The organism is Maribacter sp. MJ134 (assembly GCF_003970695.1).
GTDB lineage: Bacteria > Bacteroidota > Bacteroidia > Flavobacteriales > Flavobacteriaceae > Maribacter.
On the sequence record NZ_CP034570.1, the window covers coordinates 1,723,160 to 1,738,965 of the forward strand.

The window sequence follows — 15,806 nt, forward strand, 5'->3', positions numbered from 1 at the left end:
ATAATTTAATTTTCCACAAAAATAGAAACCATAGCATCTATTCCTATACCTGAATTTTAGCCATATATAAGCTTATATTACCTCAAAAATTACATAACTTAGTGTTTTGAGATAAATTACAGTTATATTGAAAGTACTTCCCTTTGAAATTTCAAAACCAGTTGACGTACATCTGCTTGTGCAGATAGACAAGGGTTTAGTATTTTTTGATAAACTTCATCAACACAAGGAAATACAGATAAGCCTTATTGTCAACGGCAGCGGTAAACTCATTGTAGGTGATAGCGTTCATTCTTTCGGTGCTGGCGAAGTTTTTGTCATTGGCAGTCAGGTTCCCCATCTATTTCAGAGTACCCCTAGCAAAGAACACGCGCACATGATCTCCCTATTCTTTACTCCACATAGTTTTGGGGCGGATTTTTTTGATATCCCTGATTTAGAACAGATTACACCGTTTTTTAAAGTGGCGAACAAAAGCTTTAAAGTAAGCCCCATTAAGCCGGATATTACAGAAATAATGCTTCAAATTCCTTTAAAGGATAAACTGAACAGATTTATTCTATTTTTAAAACTCTTGGAACTGATAAGTTCGTCCAAAGTAGAAACCTTGACCGAATTTATAAATCCTAAGGCCTTAAATTCCAACGAAGGTAAACGCTTACAGGATGTTTTTGACTATGTCACCAAGAACTTTCAAGCTGATATAAAGCTTGCCACAGCTGCTAATTTGGCATTTATGACCCCGAACGCATTCTGTAGATTTTTTAAACAACGTACCGATAAGTCGTTCTTTCAATTTCTCATAGAACTACGTATAGCCCATGCGTGTCAACTACTTGTTACCAAAAAGGATATGACCATTATAGAAGTCGCCGAGGAATCTGGCTTTAAATCGATATCAAATTTCAACAAAAAATTCAAGTCTTTGAAAAACTGCACTCCGAGCGATTATAGAATTTCGGTTGGCGCGTAGACCAAATTAATACGCCTTGATTTATCTATTAATCGTACGGACAAATTTTTATTAAAGTTTAAGGTGAGGAATTACACTAATTTATTATGATATCAGAGATACCTTTTTATCTTTGTGGCCTTATAAAACTTGCCCACGTGGTGAAATTGGTAGACACGCTACCTTGAGGGGGTAGTGTTCGCAAGGACGTGCTAGTTCGAATCTAGTCGTGGGCACATGAAAGTCAGGTTAATCCTGACTTTTTCATTGGTAAAAATTTAACGAAGCATTTTTCTTACCTACGGCATAATGTTGTAAATTTGTTTAACTCTTTTTTCAAAAGTATGAACAACGTAAAAAAACAATTCAGTATCCGTGATTTAGAAAATCTTTCTGGGATTAAGGCCCATACCATTAGAATATGGGAAAAGCGGTACAATTTGCTATCACCTGAAAGAACCGACACCAATATCAGGAACTATAGTTTGGCAAGCCTTCAGAAGCTTTTGAACGTTACACTACTTTATCACAACGGACATAAAATTTCTAAGATTGCAAAAATACCTGAAAACGAAATACCGCTAGTGGTCAGGGAAATAGTAGCCAAAAACAGTAATAAGAATCACGCCATAAATTCGTTTAAGTTGGCCATGGTCAATTTTGACCAGACCATCTTCTTTAATACGTATAACAATCTCCTTAGTCAACAGTCGTTTAGGGAAATTTTCAAAGAGACCTTTATTCCGTTGCTTAACGAACTAGGATTGTTATGGCAAACAGATACGATAAGTCCGGCTCATGAGCACTTTATAACTAGTCTTATAAAACAGAAAATATTACTGAACACAGAGAAATTGCAACATTTGAAGCCTACAAAAACTGATAAAGTTTTTGTGGCCTACTTACCGGAAAATGAAATCCATGAAATTGGCTTGCTATATCTTAACTACGAAATTGTACTTCGAGGCTATAAATGTATTTATTTAGGGCAGACCGTACCAATGGAAAACTTAATGGATGTAATGAAATACTTCGAAGATATTTACTTTCTTTCCTATTTTACCGTAGTGCCTGAAAAGGACCGGATAAACAAATACATCAAGGATTTTGAAGAATTGGTATCCGAGTACAACAATCCTAATCTATGGATATTGGGAAGGCAAGTTCAGCATATCGATGAAGCTAAACTCCCAAAATTCGTTAAGACGTTTACATCCATAGAGGAAGTAATAAGCAAACTTTAAGAGGTAACATCTCAAAATAAATGGCTAAAAAAGTTATCGTTATAGGTTCTGGATTCTCATCCCTTTCAGCAGCCTGTTATCTTGCAAAGGAGGGATTTGAAGTTTCTATCTACGAAAAAAACAGAACCGTAGGCGGCAGAGCTTCTCAATATACCAAAAAGGGTTTTACCTTTGACATGGGTCCAAGTTGGTACTGGATGCCCGATATTTTTGATAAATTCTTCGCTGATTTCGGAAAAAAAACTAGCGATTACTACCAGTTGGACAAGTTAAGTCCTGCGTACAAAATTTTCTTTTCCGATGATGTGATTACCATTGGAGATTCAATGGATAAAATTTGTTCGGAGTTCGAAAGGATAGAAAAAGGCAGTGCAAAAAAGTTACGCAAGTTCATATCCCAAGCGCAGGAAAATTACGATATCGCCATTAATAAGGTAGTCCTAAGACCTGGAATCTCTCCATTAGAATTGGTTACAAAGGAAACGATACTCAAGGTAGACCAGTTTTTCAAAACAATAAGCACGGAAGTCCGCAGAAGATTTAAAAATCCCAAGCTTATAGCTACTTTGGAATTTCCCGTACTGTTTCTAGGTGCCAAACCGAGTAAAACCCCATCTTTTTACAGCTTTATGAATTTTGCAGACTTCGGTCTAGGCACATGGCACCCGCAGGGCGGCATGTATGAAATTATTAAAGCCATGAAAAGTCTAGCGGAAGAACTTGGAGTGAACATTCATACAGGTAAAGCTATTGAGAAAATTGTTGTGAACAATGGTTCAAGTCAAGGGGTTTTGTGTGATGGAGAGACCATAAATGCCGATGTGGTATTAAGCGGTGCAGATTATCACCACTCGGAGGGTTTATTGGATAAAAAGTATAGACAGTACAAAGAAAGTTATTGGGACAAGAAAACCTTTGCTCCCTCTTCCCTATTGTTCTATATAGGTTTTGATAAAAAATTAAAGAACATACAGCATCATAATCTATTCTTTGATACGGATTTTGAAGTGCATGCACAAGAAATTTATGATACTCCCGAGTGGCCTACAGACCCCCTATTCTATGCTAATTTCCCATCGGTAACAGACGAAAAAATGGCTCCAAACAATTGTGAGACAGGGTTTTTCCTAGTTCCTATCGCTCCCGGACTAAGCGACACCCCTGCTCTAAGAAGCCAATATTTCGATTTAATAATGGACAGATTTGAAAAAAGAACAGGTCAAAACATAACAAATAATATTATCTTCAAGGAATCTTTCTGTGTTAATGATTTCATTGAAAAATATAACTCTTACAAAGGCAACGCTTACGGAATGGCCAATACGCTTTCCCAGACTGCATTTTTAAGACCAAGATTAAAGAGCAAGAAGGTGCAAAATCTTTTTTTTACAGGTCAACTTACAGTTCCAGGGCCTGGGGTTCCCCCTTCTTTAATATCCGGCAAATTAGTGTCGGAATTAATAGTTAAAGATAATTAGTACCGGAATGAAAGTTACTTTTGACATGGTCTCCTATCAGTGCAGTAAGCTCGTAACAGAGAAATACAGCACTTCTTTTGCATTGGCCACTAAAATGCTGGATAACTCTATACGGAGTGATATTTATAATATTTACGGTTTTGTGCGCTTTGCAGATGAAATAGTGGACACTTTCCATGATTACGACAAAGATGTACTTTTTAATAAGTTTGATACAGATTTAGAAGAAGCCCTAGAATCAAAAATTAGCCTAAACCCTATATTGAACTCCTTTCAACACACCTTCCATAAATACAACATTCCCAAACATTTAGTGGATTCTTTTATGAAAAGCATGCGAATGGACCTGACCAAAAGTATCTACAAGACCGATCAGGAATACAAAGAATACATCTATGGTTCCGCTGATGTCGTAGGTTTAATGTGTTTAAAAGTTTTTGTAAAAGGCTGTCCAGATTCATATGATAGTCTCAAAGAATCTGCAATGGCTTTAGGCTCAGCGTTTCAAAAGGTGAATTTTTTAAGAGATGTAAAGGCCGATTTTGAGGAACTGAACCGCTCCTATTTTCCTAATACCAACCTTACCGAATTGGACGAGGATTCTAAAAAAAGGATTGTAGATGAAATTAGGGCAGATTTTCAGTTAGGCTACGAAGGAATTTTAAAATTACCGATGGAAGCAAAATTTGGTGTTTACACCGCTTATAAATACTACTATAAATTATTACAGAAACTTCAAAATACGCCGTCGCTAGATATTAAAAACACTCGAATAAGAGTTCCCAATTATCAGAAGTTTGGTCTTTTGGCTAGATCCTATGTTAAATATAAAATGAATTTAGTTTAGATGAAAACAGCAATCTGGATACTTATTTTTTTAGGTACGTTTTCCTTAATGGAATTTATGGCGTGGTTTACACATAAATATGTAATGCATGGCTTTCTTTGGAGTCTTCATAAGGACCATCATCATAAAGATCATGATTCTTGGTTTGAAAGAAACGATGCCTTTTTTATTTTTTATGCAGTGGTTAGCATGTCCCTATTCTATGCGGCAGCCAACGGTTTTTGGTACGGCTGGCCTTTAGGTTTTGGCATTATGGCCTATGGAGCCGCCTATTTTTTGGTACACGATATATTCATACATCAAAGGTTTAAATTATTCAGGAACGCCAATCACTGGTATGCAAAAGGCGTTAGAAGGGCACACAAGATACATCACAAGCATTTAGGCAAGGGTGATGGTGAATGCTTTGGAATGTTATTTGTTCCGTTCAAGTATTTTAAAAAATAAAATGTCCAAAGCTTTAGTAGTAGGTGCCGGTATTGCTGGTCTAGCCGTTGCACTAAGGCTAAGAAAAAAAGGCTATACAGTTGCTGTATTTGAAGGTAATGCCTATCCAGGAGGAAAACTGCACGAATTTTCCTTAGGACCATATAGATTCGATTGGGGACCTTCATTATTTACTATGCCACATTTGGTTACTGAATTATTCGAGCTTTTTAACGAACAAGCCTCCGAACACTTTAACTACATAAAAAAAGACCATTCCTGTTTTTATTTTTGGGAAGACGGCACGAGTTTTAACGCCTCAACTAACCCGGATTTATTTGCAGAAAATTTGGTTTCTAATTTTGGAGAAAACAAGGTAGCCGTTGAAAATTATCTCCAAAAAAATAAAAAAAAGTATGACTTAACCGCAAAATTATTTTTAGAAAGTTCACTTCACAAACTAAAAACCTATATATCCAAGGATACCCTCAAGGCGCTCATCAATTTTAAGAAACTAGACCTGTACGGTACGTTGAACGATGTTAATACAACAAGTTTTAACAATCCTAAAATAGTTCAGCTTTTTAATAGGTACGCTACATATAACGGTTCTGACCCGTACAAAACTCCAGGAATCATGTCCATGATTCCACATCTTGAAATGGATATGGGAACCTATTTCCCGGAAGGCGGTATGCACAACATTACCAAAAGCTTATATAAACTTGCTGTTTCTCAAGGTGTACAATTTTACTTTGGGGAACGAGTCGAGAATATCGCCATTACTAATGATAAAGCGACAGGAATCAATACCAGAGTAGGATACTACCCGGCGGATGTTGTGGTAACCAACGCTGATATAGCTGCGACCTATAAAGATTTACTGGTTGCGCAAAAAGAACCCAAGAGAACCCTGAACCAAGAAAAATCGAGTTCGGCAATTATATTCTATTGGGGCATTGCCCGGAGCTTCCCTGAATTAGATTTACATAACATTTTCTTTAGCTCCGATTACCAAAAGGAATTCAACGCCATTTTCAATGAGAAAAAACCCCCGGAAGACCCTACAATCTATATAAACATATCCAGCAAGAACAGTCCTAAGGATGCGCCGAAAGGATGCGAAAACTGGTTTGTTATGGTTAATGCGCCTTCGGCAAATGGACAGGATTGGGATAGAATTAAAACTAGGGTAAGGAAAAAAATTATTGAAAAGACCAATAAGATACTTGGAACGGATATTGAAAAATATATAGTTGAAGAGGACAGTTTAGACCCTCTTCAGATAGAAAAGAAAACAGGTTCCGTAGGCGGAGCTCTTTATGGTGCTTCAAGCAATTCTAAATTCGCTGCTTTTTTAAGACATCCCAATTTTAGTTCCCATATTTCTGGATTATATTTTTGTGGTGGTTCTGTACATCCTGGTGGCGGAATACCCTTGTGCCTCCTATCGGCCAAAATAACGAGTGATTTAATCCCAGACGCACCGATTCATGGAACCTAAAGAAATTCTTCCAATAAAAAATGGTTGGGCCATTGTATTGGTATGGCTTTTTCATAGCACCGCAATTATTGGTATAAGTCTCGGAAATGTAGATTGGTTTATCGAAAAAACACCTCTTAACCTCTGTTTGTCGCTTATTCTCTTTCTTTTTGTTTATCCCGTAAATAGCCTTAAAAAAGGCGGGGCTTTTTTACTCTTTTTTATTGTAGGCATGTTTGCCGAATGGTTAGGTATTACAACAGGACTTCTCTTTGGAGATTACGATTATGGAACTAATTTTGGAATAAAAATAGCAGGAGTTCCTCTTTTAATCGGTTCGTATTGGGCACTACTCACGTTCATTACCATGAGCATTACAGACTTTCTAAAAACCAATATATTTATAAAAATGGTTCTTGCTGCTTCGCTAATGGTGTTCCTAGACTTTTTTATGGAAGCCAGCGCGGCAAGGTTTAATTTTTGGGAATTTCTTGGTAACGAACCACCTCTACTGAATTACATTTCGTGGTTTCTATTGGGGCTACTGTTCCAAGGTATCCTTAGGTTATTAAAGATAAATGGAGACAAAGTATTCTCACTAAACTTATACCTAGCACAGTTCTTCTTCTTCTTTTACTTCTATTTTTATTTTTGAAGGAGTTTCTATTTTTCATGAAGCAAAGTGTCCAATAGGGCAAATACCGTTTCGTTGTCCCAATCCGCTATGGCATTTTGATGTACCGCAATGGCCCCGTTCTTATCTAAGATGTAAGAACCAGGAGGCTTCAACAAAGTCAGTGGACTAGGGTCACCAACAATTTGATAGGTTACAGGAAAAGTATAGCCGTTCTTCTCCATGAAAAGTTCCACCGGCGCACGCTCCTCATTCGTAATAATATAAAATGAAACCTTGCCCTTATATGTATCGTATAAGGTCTGAATGTCCTTTAATTGAGCTTTTGATGGTAGGTGCCATGACGCCCAGAAGTTGATAAAAACGACTTTTCCTTTGGCATCTTCAAAGCTGATAAAATCCCACTCGGAATTTTTTAATCTCCACTTGTAATCGGCAATCTTACCCCTATTCTCGTTTTGTATTACCGTTGGTGCCGTAGCGAACAAGCGATTCAATATTATTTTACTAAAGTCGCCCAAGGGGGTAACAAAAAAAGAAAGTACAAAGGCAATTATCAATAAAGTATAAACGGTCTGTTTTTTCATTTTACTAACGTAGTGCCCAAAACTAAAAAACTCCCGAGGAATATCGGGAGTTTTCTGAAACTATTTGTGTTTATTAAGCTGCATTTTCACGCTTAATCACGTTCAACGCAGAACCTTCTTTGAACCATCCTATCTGAGCCTCGTTATAAGTATGATTTACTTTGATGGTATCTTTACTGCCATCAGCATGAACTATCTCCAAGGTTAGTGGTTTGTCCGGTGCAAAATCTGCAATATCTATAAAGTTAAACGTATCGTCCTCTTGTATTAAGTCGTAGTCACTTTCATTAGCAAAGGTAAGACCAAGCATCCCCTGTTTCTTGAGGTTGGTCTCATGGATTCTTGCAAAGGACTTCACTAATACGGCAGCCACTCCTAAATGTCTAGGCTGCATCGCGGCGTGCTCCCTAGAGGAACCCTCGCCATAATTATGGTCGCCTACTACGATAGACTTGATACCAGCAGCCTTATAGGCCCTTTGTGTATCAGGAACACCACCATACTCACCAGTAAGTTGATTTTTTACAAAATTGGTTTTCTTATTGTAAGCGTTTACAGCGCCGATAAGTGTATTATTGGCAATATTGTCCAAATGTCCTCTAAAACGCAACCACGGTCCGGCCATAGAAATATGGTCAGTCGTACATTTTCCAAAGGCTTTAATAAGCAACTTTACTCCTTGTAACTCTTCATTTTTAATAGGTACGAATGGCTCTAAAAGCTGAAGTCTCTCAGAAGAATCGTCCACTACAACCTTTACACCGGAACCGTCTTCCATAGGTGCTAAAAACCCAGCATCTTCTACTTCGAAGCCTTTAGGTGGAAGTTCCCAACCTGTTGGTTCGTCAAATCTAACCTCTTCTCCGTTTTCATTGATCAGGGTGTCTTTCATAGGGTTAAAATCCAAACGACCTGCAACGGCTATGGCCGCCGTAATCTCTGGTGAAGCTACGAAAGCGTGCGTGTTTGGATTACCATCCGCACGCTTGGCAAAGTTCCTATTGAAAGAGTGTACAATACTGTTTTTCGGTGCATTTTTGGGATCACTGTAACGCGCCCATTGCCCGATACAAGGACCACAAGCGTTCGTAAAAATCTTTGCATCCAAATCCTCGAAAATTCCAAGGATACCATCTCTTTCCGCAGTAAAACGAACTTGCTCAGAACCTGGATTAATACCTAATTCCGCTTTCATTTTTAAACCTTTATCCAAAGCCTGTTGCGCTATGGAAGATGCACGTGATAAATCTTCATAGGACGAATTGGTACACGAACCTATTAAGCCCCATTCTACTTGAATAGGCCAGTCATTTTTAGTGGCTTTTTCGGTCATGTCGCTACCTACGGGTGTAGATAAATCCGGAGTGAACGGCCCATTCAGTAATGGGTTCAATTCCGTTAAATCTATATCTATCACTTGATCAAAGTACTGCTCTGGATTTGCGTATACATCTTCATCAGCCGTTAAATAATCTTTCACTTTGTTCGCGGCATCGGCTACATCTGCTCTGTCGGTAGCTCTTAAATAACGCTCCATCGATTCATCGTATCCAAAAGTAGAGGTCGTTGCCCCTATTTCAGCTCCCATATTACAAATGGTACCTTTTCCTGTACAGGATAATGCTTTTGCGCCAGGTCCAAAATATTCCACGATAGCTCCGGTACCTCCTTTGACGGTAAGTATTTCCGCTACTTTAAGAATTACGTCCTTAGGAGCTGTCCAACCGGAAATGTTTCCTGTTAACCTAACCCCTATCAACTTAGGAAACTTAAGTTCCCAAGCCATACCTGCCATAACATCTACCGCATCTGCACCACCAACACCAATGGCCACCATTCCTAATCCGCCTGCATTAACCGTATGGGAGTCCGTCCCTATCATCATACCACCCGGAAAAGCATAGTTCTCCAAGACTACTTGATGAATAATACCTGCCCCTGGCTTCCAAAACCCTATGCCGTACTTGTTAGACACGGACTCCAAGAAATCAAAAACCTCAGCACTGGAAGTATTCGCAAACTTTAAATCGGCCGCGGCCCCATTTTTAGCTTGTATTAAGTGATCACAGTGTACGGTTGTTGGCACAGCGACTTTTGGCTTGCCTGCTTGCATAAATTGAAGCAAAGCCATTTGAGCCGTTGCATCTTGGCAAGCAATACGATCCGGAGCAAAATCTACATAGTCCTTACCTCGGACAAATGCCTTACTTGGGTTACCGTCCCATAAATGAGAGTATAATATTTTCTCCGAAAGGGTCAGTGGTTTACCCACAATCTCACGAGCTTTGTCAACTCGCTCCGCCATATTGGCGTACACCCCTTTAATCATATCGATATCGAATGCCATTATTTATTTATTTTAAGGTTAAAGCAATATTGTAAATTTAAGAAAATCTAAGGGGCATTTAAAACTTTCTAAGAATGAAAACCTTGTTTTTAAGGAATTAATAGATTTGAGACGCTGCGACTAGCAAAGTCTATATACCCACGCGTAAATAACAGGAGAAAAGATATTTTATTATGATATTGGTTAAAGAAGTTTATCAATAATCGCTTCCTCCGTTATTCCCTCTGCCTCTGCTTTGTAGTTTTTAATGATACGGTGCTTTAAAATACCCTTTACAACGGCTTGGACATCTTCAATATCTGGAGAATATTTACCATTGATCGCTGCATTGGCTTTAGCGCCTAATATTAAATTTTGAGATGCTCTAGGACCAGCGCCCCAATCTACATATTGCTTTACGTAGTCAGAAGCGGAGGCTAAATTAGGTCTGGTGCTGTTCACCAATTTTACGGAATACTCCACAACATTATCAGGAACGGGTATGCGGCGTACAAGTTCCTGCACTTCGATAATTTCTTTTGCCGAGAATTGGGGAACAACCTGGTTAGATGCCATTGAAGTGGTGTTTTTAACTACCTGGATTTCTTCCTCGATTGAGGGGTACTTTAACTCTATGGCAAACATAAACCGGTCTAACTGTGCTTCAGGAAGCGGATACGTTCCTTCTTGTTCTATGGGGTTCTGAGTAGCCAACACAAAATACGGTAATGCTAACTTATGTTGATGACCTGCAATGGTAACCGCACGCTCCTGCATGGCCTCTAATAAGGCCGCTTGTGTTTTTGGAGGTGTTCTATTAATTTCATCCGCAAGGATAATATTGGAAAATATAGGTCCTTTAATAAACTTAAAATTTCTAGCCTGGTCTAAAACTTCACTTCCCAAGATATCACTTGGCATTAGATCCGGGGTAAACTGAATTCTCTTAAAGTCTAGCCCTAAAGCCTGGGCAATGGTATTTACCATTAAAGTTTTAGCGAGGCCAGGAACACCAATAAGCAGGGAATGTCCTCCCGTGTAAATTGACAATAGAATTTGGTCAATAACTTCTGTTTGACCCACAATGATTTTTCCTATCTCTTTCTTAAGCGCATTGTGTTTTTCAACTAAATTGTTAAGCGCGGCAACGTCTGACATATACTTATTCCTTAACCCAGTTATTAGCGAAATCGCAAGCTCTGTTTGCTTCGTTAACACTGATGTAGGTATCCTCAATATGCTCGTCCATCCATTTTTTTATAGCGTTGAACTGCTTTTCCGTAAGTGCTAATTGTTGAATTTTTGTGTAATCCTTTGCGAAATCTGCCGTATGCTCATCGAATCTATTGGAAACCTGAACAATCTTATATTTAGGGGCGCCACCACGTGGGTCTTCTTCAATTAATGGATAGGATATCTCATTATCCTTCAAATTTCTCACCTGGTTATAAAGTGATGGGTCCATTTTAGTCAATTCAAATCTAGAACTAAAATCTTGTGGATTCCTAAGCAGTCCACCATCGAATTTAGTTTCTTTTTCATCAGAAAAATTCAATGCCGCTTCAGCAAAAGTAAATTCCCCTTCCATAATTTTCTTTCGAATAGTATCCAGCTCTTTCTTGGCCTCCTCCATGGCAGCATCAGGTATCTCGGGCTGCAATAAAATGTGTCTTAAATCTAATTCTTGCCCTCGTATCTTTTCTATATAAATAATATGATAACCAAACTGGGTCTCAAAAGGTTCGGAAACCTCACCCTCCTTTAGACTAAACGCTACATCCTTGAATTCTTTTACAAAACCAGATTTCTTGGTAATACCGTTGTACAATCCGCCTTTAGATTTAGAACCCGGATCTTGCGAATACAATATGGCCTTTACGCTAAAACTAGCATCATTATCCTCGATATCCGCTTTAATCTGATTCAGCTTATCTATTACTTTTTGTTTTTCAGCCTCTGTGGGCTTTGGCTCTTTCACTATTTGGGAAATTTCCAGTTCTGCACCAAAAACAGGTCTTTCACTCTCTTGTATCTTATTGAAAAACTGACGAACCTCTTCAGGAGTTATCTCTATGTCCTTAACAATGTTTTGCTGCATTCTTTCCGAAAGCATACGCAATTTATTGATTTTGTAAAGCTCCTCCCTAAAACTGGCCTCGTCCTGCTTTTTGTAGTATTTCAAGACCTTATCCATTGAACCGATCTGTTGCACAAGCGACTGTAATTGACGATCGCCGGTAGCATTTACCTCATCATCAGAGACCAAGATACTATCCTGTACCGCCTGATGTGCATATAAACGGTCTTCCATTAATTTACCTAGAAGTCCGCAATGGGTAATATCTTCCGTTGATGCACCCTGACTTTTTAAATCGATTAAGGTCTTTTCAATATCAGAATCCAATATCACATAATCTCCCACCACGGCGGCAATACCATCAAGCTTAATTTTCTTGAAGTTTGAAGTGGAATCCTTCTTTTCAGAAACCTGTGCCTCAGCTATGGGTTCCATAGGTTCTGCTTGGTTATCCGGAACAACCGGTATTGAGTCCTGTGCAGTTATGTGAAGCGCACACGAACCAAACACTAACAATAAAATTAATTTATTCATCTTTTGTAAATATCTCAAATTCTTTATCTCTAATCGCTTCATCTATGATTTCAGTTTCTAGCTTACGTAGGTAGTCTAATTTTCTACGACTTAATAAAACTTGTTTTATGGTAGGCGAAATAAAGGATAGTGGTGCAATATCATTTACTTGCTTAACATCCTCAATTTTACCCAAATATACCGCCATTGAATCCTCCAATTCAAAAAATTGTGATTTTTTTAAGTACTTATCTTCGTTAGCTGCGGTTATCGTAGGGATTTCATCTAACACCCTGGAGGAGGTTACCCAAATAGAATCATTAAAATGCAGCTTTTTAAACTGCACTCCAATAGAGTCGAGGTAGGCAATATCCTTCGGTTCAAAGTTTTTTAAACTTTTAATGACCTCTTCCTTATTTAAGAATGCTTTGGGCAATTCTATGAACCGTATTTGTACAAGGCGCTCCTTTAACCTAAAATTCTCGTTTTCCTGATTGTAAAACTCTTGTAACTGATTATCGGTAATTACCGAGTCGGCACCTTGACTAACCAATGCTTCTTTGTAGGCCCTAGTATATAAATCCGCTCTATAATTAGCTACCAGTGCATCAAATTCTTTAAGCTTTTGTTCCGATAAGTTAATTTTAGATTTTGTTAATAGCAATTGTTTAGACGCCCAGCTGTTAATATAGTTAGACACAAAGGAAGCACTATCTGCCTTGGACATTCCGGAGGTAATTAAATTTGCGATATCCTCTTTGAACAGATAGGCTTCACCAACCCTAGCTAAAGGCGCACGCTCTTCTTTCTTCTTAAAATAAGCATCACAAGAGGATAGTAATACCAAGAATATTAACGCACGGAGAACAGCACGCCACAAAACTTTTTGTGTAGATATCTTATTAAAAAGCATTTGGCAAAAATAGCAAATACAAAATCCCATGCAAGAACCGCTTACTTTACTTAACACAATTTTAGGGGCTACTATCTAATTTTGCTATTTTCGTGTTAGCATATCAGTGAATCTTATCACCTAATTTAACCTTATTATAATTGGCAAGGAACATTAAACTTATCTGGGATTTTAGAGGACCTGCTGCCTTACCAACTGCAGAGCACCACGAAAAGCATCTTCAGGATTATATCGCAATTGAAGATATCGGTTTGAACATTACCGGTCATGAGCAATTGAACGACATGCACAGTATAGCTTATATGGTAGTCGAAGAAAAAAATATGATTACCGTAAGGGATATTCTAAAACCTCATCGAGGCGAGCTTTACACCTCTAAAACAGATTAAATGAAAAAGCTATTCTACACTTTAGTAATGGTGTTCCTCACCTTCATTTCTTGCCAAGATAATAATAGGGATGAAAATCTATTGGCACTTGCCTTGGCATCGGAAAAACCTGCCATTAAACGCGTTATGGATAGTGTGGACCAATATGAAGTTCAAATTCGGTACACTCAAATTAACCGCACTGGAGACAGTATCCATTTTGTGGATTACGATTTTCAAGTCGATGATGATTATTATTTTTATCCTGCTAGCACCGTTAAATTTCCAGTTGCGGTGATGGCCTTGGAAAGACTCAACGAGACAGACACGCTTACCAGAGAAACCAGGTATTACGTAGAAGGAGATTCCATAGAGACAACCTTTGCAAAAGATATTTCCCAAATATTTGCCGTTAGCGATAATCTGGCGAATAATAGACTTGTTGAATTTCTTGGCCAAGACGCTATCAACAAAGGTTTAGAAGAAAAAGGCCTGTCCCCTGTTAGAATAGCACATAGATTGGGCTACCATACCGATGAGTTAACGACAAAACCGCTGATCATCTATTTGAACGATAGTACCACAACGCCTACCGAACCTTCGCTAAATAGCGCGCCGTTTCCCTTAAAACTTAATGCAATACACAAAGGCATTGGCTATTACGAAGATGATGAGCAAATCAATGAACCGTTCAATTTTAGCCTTAAGAATTATTATCCTGTTAGTACGCAACACAAACTATTAAAGCGCGTCATCTTCCCTGAAAAATTTTCAAATAACGAACGTTTTAACCTTACTAAAAATCAACATGATTTCTTATTGAACGCAATGCACACCTTACCAAGAAAAGTTGGTTACGACCCGGATAATTATTATGACGGTTACTGCAAATTTTTCATGTACGGGGACACAAAGAAGACCATACCAGACCATATTAAAATTTATAATAAGGTGGGTTTTGCCTATGGCACCTTAACGGATTGCGCCTATATTAAAGACGAAAAAAATAACGTGGATTTTTTGATTACCGCAACCATCTTAGTAAATAAGGACGGTATTTTCAATGATAACGTGTATGAGTACGATGCTGTTGGTATCCCGTTTTTAGCAGAATTAGGAAGAGAAATACATCGCTTAGAAATAGAGAGAAAAAACTAATTTGTAGTTGTACCATAGCACTATGCCAGAAGAAAACAGACTCATCAGGATAAATAAGTTTCTTAGCGAAGCTGGCTATTGCTCTAGACGGGCTGCAGATAAACTCATAGGCGAAGGAAGAGTGACCATAAATGGCGTGGTGCCAGAAATGGGAACAAAAATTTCACCAAGTGATGTGGTCTATGTTGATGGTGAATTGATTACTACGACCAAAGACGAAAACGTGTACCTAGCCTTTAACAAACCCGTAGGTATCGTTTGTACTACGGATACGGGCGTAGAAAAGGACAATATCATAGATTTTATAAATTACCCTAAAAGAATCTTCCCCATCGGCAGGCTGGACAAGCCAAGCGAAGGTTTAATTTTTTTAACCGATGATGGAGATATTGTAAATAAAATTTTAAGAGCTAGAAACAACCATGAAAAAGAGTATTTGGTTACCGTGGACCAACCTATACATCATGATTTCCTCAACAAAATGAGAAATGGGGTCCCAATTCTAGATACGGTAACAAGAAAATGTAAGGTTTTTGAAGTCAGCAAGTACCAGTTTCGCATTATATTAACTCAAGGATTGAACAGGCAAATACGACGCATGTGCGAATATTTGGGATACAGAGTAAAAAAATTGAAGCGTATTAGAATCATGAACGTAAACTTGGACCTACCCGTTGGGAAATGGAGAAAGCTTACCTCAAAAGAACTAGAGGAAATCAATAGATTGGTAAGTACTTCATCCAAGACATATGAAGAACCAAAATAGCCGCTTTCGGAGACCATTTCATCAGTCGCCCCTA

Annotated in this window: 15 protein-coding genes and 1 tRNA gene; 11 read left to right on the top strand and 5 right to left on the bottom strand. The window is 38.3% G+C overall.

The genetic code is table 11. The features are described from left to right. The first annotated feature begins 127 nt into the window (after positions 1 to 127). From EJ994_RS07490 to EJ994_RS07525, 8 genes are all read left to right on the top strand, one after another. Positions 128 to 973: an AraC family transcriptional regulator gene (locus EJ994_RS07490; RefSeq protein WP_126591886.1), complete on the top strand. Its 846-nt coding sequence runs from the start codon at positions 128 to 130 to the stop codon at positions 971 to 973. A 131-nt stretch (positions 974 to 1,104) separates the two neighbouring features. Further along, positions 1,105 to 1,188: transfer RNA gene (locus EJ994_RS07495), tRNA-Leu, on the top strand. A gap of 108 nt (positions 1,189 to 1,296) precedes the next feature. Next, the gene (locus tag EJ994_RS07500; protein ID WP_126591887.1) at positions 1,297 to 2,196 is read left to right on the top strand and encodes a MerR family transcriptional regulator; all 900 of its coding nucleotides are present in this window, start codon (positions 1,297 to 1,299) and stop codon (positions 2,194 to 2,196) included. Between the two features lie 20 nt (positions 2,197 to 2,216). Continuing rightward, positions 2,217 to 3,674, top strand: coding sequence for a phytoene desaturase family protein (locus tag EJ994_RS07505; protein ID WP_126591888.1), 1,458 nt, complete (start codon positions 2,217 to 2,219; stop codon positions 3,672 to 3,674). Between the two features lie 7 nt (positions 3,675 to 3,681). Next, on the top strand, positions 3,682 to 4,521 hold the full coding sequence (locus EJ994_RS07510; protein WP_126591889.1) for a phytoene/squalene synthase family protein: 840 nt from the start codon (positions 3,682 to 3,684) through the stop codon (positions 4,519 to 4,521). Then, on the top strand, positions 4,522 to 4,968 hold the full coding sequence (locus EJ994_RS07515; RefSeq protein ID WP_099573902.1) for a sterol desaturase family protein: 447 nt from the start codon (positions 4,522 to 4,524) through the stop codon (positions 4,966 to 4,968). Between the two features lies 1 nt (position 4,969). Next, entirely contained in the window at positions 4,970 to 6,451 is a 1,482-nt protein-coding gene (gene crtD / locus EJ994_RS07520; RefSeq protein ID WP_126591890.1) for a 1-hydroxycarotenoid 3,4-desaturase CrtD, read from the top strand. After that, positions 6,441 to 7,085 carry a carotenoid biosynthesis protein gene (locus tag EJ994_RS07525; protein WP_126591891.1) on the top strand — a complete coding sequence of 215 codons (645 nt, stop codon included), beginning with the start codon at positions 6,441 to 6,443 and terminating at the stop codon, positions 7,083 to 7,085. Before crtD ends, EJ994_RS07525 begins: the two co-directional genes overlap by 11 nt. A gap of 8 nt (positions 7,086 to 7,093) precedes the next feature. Here EJ994_RS07525 and EJ994_RS07530 read toward each other — a convergent pair whose 3' ends face one another. The 5 genes from EJ994_RS07530 to EJ994_RS07550 all read right to left on the bottom strand — a co-directional run bounded on the left by EJ994_RS07530 (position 7,094) and on the right by EJ994_RS07550 (position 13,480). Continuing rightward, a complete protein-coding gene (locus EJ994_RS07530; protein WP_126591892.1) occupies positions 7,094 to 7,651 on the bottom strand; it encodes a TlpA family protein disulfide reductase in 558 nt (185 codons plus the stop codon). Between the two features lie 73 nt (positions 7,652 to 7,724). Next, positions 7,725 to 9,998, bottom strand: coding sequence for an aconitate hydratase (locus tag EJ994_RS07535; protein ID WP_126591893.1), 2,274 nt, complete (start codon positions 9,996 to 9,998; stop codon positions 7,725 to 7,727). A 183-nt stretch (positions 9,999 to 10,181) separates the two neighbouring features. Then, positions 10,182 to 11,135 carry an AAA family ATPase gene (locus EJ994_RS07540; RefSeq protein WP_126591894.1) on the bottom strand — a complete coding sequence of 318 codons (954 nt, stop codon included), beginning with the start codon at positions 11,133 to 11,135 and terminating at the stop codon, positions 10,182 to 10,184. Between the two features lie 4 nt (positions 11,136 to 11,139). Continuing rightward, the gene (locus EJ994_RS07545; RefSeq protein WP_126591895.1) at positions 11,140 to 12,588 is read right to left on the bottom strand and encodes a peptidylprolyl isomerase; all 1,449 of its coding nucleotides are present in this window, start codon (positions 12,586 to 12,588) and stop codon (positions 11,140 to 11,142) included. Beyond that, positions 12,581 to 13,480, bottom strand: a complete 900-nt coding sequence (locus EJ994_RS07550; RefSeq protein WP_126591896.1) for a peptidyl-prolyl cis-trans isomerase — start codon at positions 13,478 to 13,480, stop codon at positions 12,581 to 12,583. The genes EJ994_RS07545 and EJ994_RS07550 overlap by 8 nt, the downstream gene beginning before the upstream one ends. A 140-nt stretch (positions 13,481 to 13,620) precedes the next feature. Here EJ994_RS07550 and EJ994_RS07555 point away from each other — a divergent pair, with 140 nt between their 5' ends. From EJ994_RS07555 to rluF, 3 genes are read left to right on the top strand one after another with little or no spacing between them, the layout of a single operon-like run. Continuing rightward, complete coding sequence (locus tag EJ994_RS07555) at positions 13,621 to 13,869, top strand: hypothetical protein (RefSeq protein ID WP_126591897.1); 249 nt, start codon at positions 13,621 to 13,623, stop codon at positions 13,867 to 13,869. After that, positions 13,870 to 15,006: a serine hydrolase gene (locus EJ994_RS07560; protein ID WP_126591898.1), complete on the top strand. Its 1,137-nt coding sequence runs from the start codon at positions 13,870 to 13,872 to the stop codon at positions 15,004 to 15,006. Positions 15,007 to 15,028: 22 nt separating this feature from the next. After that, positions 15,029 to 15,772, top strand: coding sequence for a 23S rRNA pseudouridine(2604) synthase RluF (gene rluF / locus EJ994_RS07565; RefSeq protein WP_126591899.1), 744 nt, complete (start codon positions 15,029 to 15,031; stop codon positions 15,770 to 15,772). Positions 15,773 to 15,806: the final 34 nt, after the last annotated feature.